Origin of the sequence: Streptomyces sp. DH24, from assembly GCF_029813775.1 — a bacterium.
GTDB lineage: Bacteria > Actinomycetota > Actinomycetes > Streptomycetales > Streptomycetaceae > Streptomyces.
Window position 1 is genome coordinate 1 of record NZ_JARVKW010000086.1, and the last position, 3,841, is coordinate 3,841.

Genomic DNA, 3,841 nt, shown 5'->3' on the forward strand with positions numbered 1-3,841 from the left:
CGCAGCGGTTGGCGCGTCAACACCAGGGCGTTTTCAAGTGACCGATTCCGCGCCGTTCCGAGGACGGACACCCCCCGGCGCGGCCCCGACCCACCCACCGGCACAAGGCGCTACGCAAGCCACCCACCGCCCCGCACAGGCCGCCGCAGGCAACCCGCCCAACCGCCGGAGGCACCCCGCAGCGCTGACCCGCCACCGAACCGACAGCGCAACGCAAGCCACCCACCCAACCCGCACAGGCCGCCGCAGGCATCCGTGCGACCGCCGGAGGCACAACGCTCCCTCACCGGACCGAAAGCGCGGCGCAAGCCCTCACCCCAACCCGCGCAGGCCGCCGCAGGCACCCCGCGCGACCGCCGGAGGCTCACGCTCCGGCGAAATGCTCCCGCACCAGCGACTCCACCACATCCAGCTCGCGCGCGATCAACGCATCCAGCAGCGCCGTGTGCTGCGCCGCGTCCGCCACCAGGTCCGCCCGCCCCCGCGTCGTCGGCCCGTCCAGCACGGGCCACTGCGAACGCCGGTGCAAGTCCTCCGCAACGTGCAGCAGTTGCCCGTTCCCGGCCAGCGACAGCACCGCCCGGTGAAACGCCCGGTCCGCCTCCGCGTACGACGCCGCGCACCCCGAGGACGCCGCCCGCACCGTCGCCTCCGCCAGCGGCCGCAACTCCGCCCACCGTTCCACCGGCACCGTCCGCGCCAGCCGCATCATCACCGGCACCTCGAGCAGCGCCCGCACCTCCGCCAGCTCCGCCAGCTCCCGTGCCCCCCGCACGACCACCCGGAACCCCCGATTCGGCACCACCTCGACGGCGCCCTCCAGCGCCAGCTGCTGCATGGCCTCCCGCACGGGCGTCGCCGACACCCCGAACCGTTCCCCGAGCACCGGCGCCGAGTACACCTCCCCCGGCCGCAGCTCCCCCGACACCAGCGCGGTCCGCAACGCGTCGAGGATCTGTCCCCGCACGGAGGACCGCTGCACACGGGAGCGCCCCGCAGGCGGCGGCGCGGAAGGCTCACCGTGGGTGTGCTCACCCCGCGCCGCGACAGCACCGCCCCCACCGGCGCCGGCTCCCCCGGACACACCCCGCGCCGCCGCCCGGTCCACGTCCACAGCGCTCGGCTGCACGGGCACCCGCACCGCACCGCCCGGATACCCGCCGCCCCCGGCCGAGCCACCGAAGGACCCACCGGAGCCCGACCCGCCGGAGGCCTCCGCGCCCTGCACACCCTGCGTCACGGGTCCTCCTCCGGGCTTGTCGGCACTTGGGGTCATTGCGGCGGGGATGTGACCCGCTCGTGAAGCACGATAGGCGCACAGGCCGTCAGTTCAAATCCTCGCGATGTCCGCTAAGGTAAGGCTTACCTTCAGCGCACCTCAGTACGTCGCGGATCGGGGTCCCGTATGCCTGTGTCACGTTCGCCCCTCACGGACGCGTACACCCGCCTGACCGAGGCGTTCCCGGGCCTCGCGATCACGGAGGAACCCGCGGACGGGCAGGGCGCCGCCCTCCCCGCCGGCGACGGCTGGATCACCGCCGCCGCCCTCGCGACCGACGACGCCGCCCTCGACGCCTTCCTGGCCCGGGACGACGCGCAGACCCTGCGCGACTACGGGCGGCGCGCCCGCCCCGACGTGGTCGCCAGTTTCGGCCTGCACCGCTACGCCTGGCCGGCCTGCCTGCTGATCACCGTCCCGTGGTTCCTGAGCCGCCGCGTCCCCCGTTACCCCGTGACCCACGTCTCGTACGACCGCACGGCCCCGGGCCTGTCCGTCGGCCGCATGGCGGTGCGGCCGACGGACTTCGCCTGCCTCCCCGGCGACCCGGCGGCCGTACTGCCGGGCGCGCGCGTGGTCCCCGACGAGGAGGCGCTGCGCGCGGAGGTGCGCGGCGCGGTCGCGGAGCACCTCGAACCGGTCCTGGCCGCCTTCGGCCCGCGCATGCGCCGCCGTGGCCGCGCCCTGTGGGGCATGGCGACCGACGAGATCGTCGAGGGCCTCTGGTACGTCGCGCACCTCTTCGGCGAGGAGCGGCGGGCGATGCGCGAACTGGAGCTGCTGCTGCCGGGCGCGACGAAGCCGTACGCCGGCGCGGCGGGATTCCGGGAGCTGACCGGCCCGAACGGCGAGTCGCTGCCGACCCGGGACCGGGCGAGCTGCTGCATGTTCTACACGGTGCGCCCCGAGGACACGTGCGCCACCTGCCCGCGCACCTGCGACACGGACCGCATCACCAAACTCCTGGCGACGACGGCGGCTTGAGGCGCCGCGAGGCGCCGCGCCCGGTCACCCGCACCCGCGCGGGCCCGCTAGGATCACCGCGAATGAGATCACCGCGGACGGCGGCAACACGCCACGCCCGCCCATGGTCACGGCCGCTTCACACCTTCCTCACCAACCACGGCAAGTTTCCATGGAACTACCCGTACGGGTAGTCTTATTCGAACTCAACTCCCGCCCCTCAAGCGGCAGTTCGAGCAGATCGCTGCCCTGGGCATCCCCTTGCAATTCCTTGGCGGCCTCTTGCCCCGAAACCCCCTGAGGGCCGGTGGGTTTGGGCCACTATGGCGGGCGTTACGCCCTATCCCAATGCAAGGGACCCCAGATGAGACTGACCGACATATCGCTGAACTGGCTGCTTCCGGGCGCCGTACTGCTCCTGGGCATGCTGGCGGCGATGGCGGTGCTCGCGCACGGCAAGCGCTCCTCGGGGAAGGACACGAGCGCGGACGACTCGTGGGAGCGCAGCGAGGAGCGCCGCAGGCGCAAGGAGGCCCTCTACGGCACGGCTTCCTACGTCCTTCTTTTCTGCTGTGCGGCGGTGGCCGCAGCACTCTCCTTCCACGGACTGGTCGGCTTCGGCCGGCAGAACCTGAACCTGTCCGGCGGCTGGGAGTACCTCGTGCCGTTCGGCCTGGACGGGGCGGCGATGTTCTGCTCGGTGCTCGCCGTGCGGGAGGCCAGCCACGGTGACGCGGCGCTCGGCTCCCGGATACTGGTGTGGACGTTCGCGGGCGCCGCCGCCTGGTTCAACTGGGTGCACGCGCCCCGGGGTCTGGGCCACGACGGTGCCCCGCACTTCTTCGCCGGTATGTCGCTGTCGGCGGCGGTGCTGTTCGACCGCGCGCTGAAGCAGACCCGCCGGGCCGCGCTGCGCGAGCAGGGCCTGGTGCCGCGTCCGCTGCCGCAGATCCGTGTCGTCCGCTGGCTGCGGGCGCCGCGTGAGACGTACAAGGCGTGGTCGCTGATGCTGCTGGAGGGCGTGCGCAGCCTGGACGAGGCGGTCGAGGAGGTCCGCGACGACAAGCGCCGCAAGGACCAGGAGCGCATGCGGCGCCGGGAGGCGCAGCGCATGGAGCGCGCGCAGCTGAAGGCGATCAGCCGGGGCCACCGCAGTTTCCCCGGCCGTGGCGGACGCCAGGTCGAGGTGGAGGTGCAGGTGGAGCGCGACTCCGACCGGGTGTCCGCGGAGCCTGCCATATCGGCTTCGGCGCCGGAGCAGTTGCCCGTACGCTCGCGTCCCTCGCTGCAGCCCGTGCGCCGCGGCGCTGACCCCGTGACCGTCGACCTCACCGCGGAGGACGACACCATGGCCCTGCCGCGGCTCGACTCCCTGGAGCGCAAGCTCAAGGACCTTGAGCAGCAGTTCGGCTGAACCGGAGACCCGGAGTTGATGTCGGTGTCGGTGTCGAAGTCCGTGTCCGTGTCGGAGTCCGTGTCCGTGTCGGAGTCCGTGTCCGTGTCCGTGTCGGCCGAGCGGTAGTCCGCACGGCTCCCGGCGGCCACGAGCACCACGGGGCGACCACGAGCACCACGGGGCGGGGCGCGGCCTGTTCGGGC

3 protein-coding genes are annotated in these 3,841 nt (G+C 73.2%); 2 read left to right on the plus strand and 1 reads right to left on the minus strand.

Annotated features, from left to right (window positions below):
* Nucleotides 1–364 precede the first annotated feature (364 nt).
* Complete coding sequence (locus tag QC282_RS31905; protein WP_279553086.1) at nucleotides 365–1,276, minus strand: GntR family transcriptional regulator; 912 nt, start codon at nucleotides 1,274–1,276, stop codon at nucleotides 365–367.
* Between the two features lie 129 nt (nucleotides 1,277–1,405).
* Between QC282_RS31905 and QC282_RS31910 the strand changes: the two genes are divergently transcribed.
* Entirely contained in the window at nucleotides 1,406–2,263 is an 858-nt protein-coding gene (locus QC282_RS31910; protein WP_279553087.1) for a (2Fe-2S)-binding protein, read from the plus strand.
* A gap of 343 nt (nucleotides 2,264–2,606) precedes the next feature.
* Nucleotides 2,607–3,656: a DUF2637 domain-containing protein gene (locus tag QC282_RS31915; RefSeq protein ID WP_279553088.1), complete on the plus strand. Its 1,050-nt coding sequence runs from the start codon at nucleotides 2,607–2,609 to the stop codon at nucleotides 3,654–3,656.
* Nucleotides 3,657–3,841 lie beyond the last annotated feature (185 nt).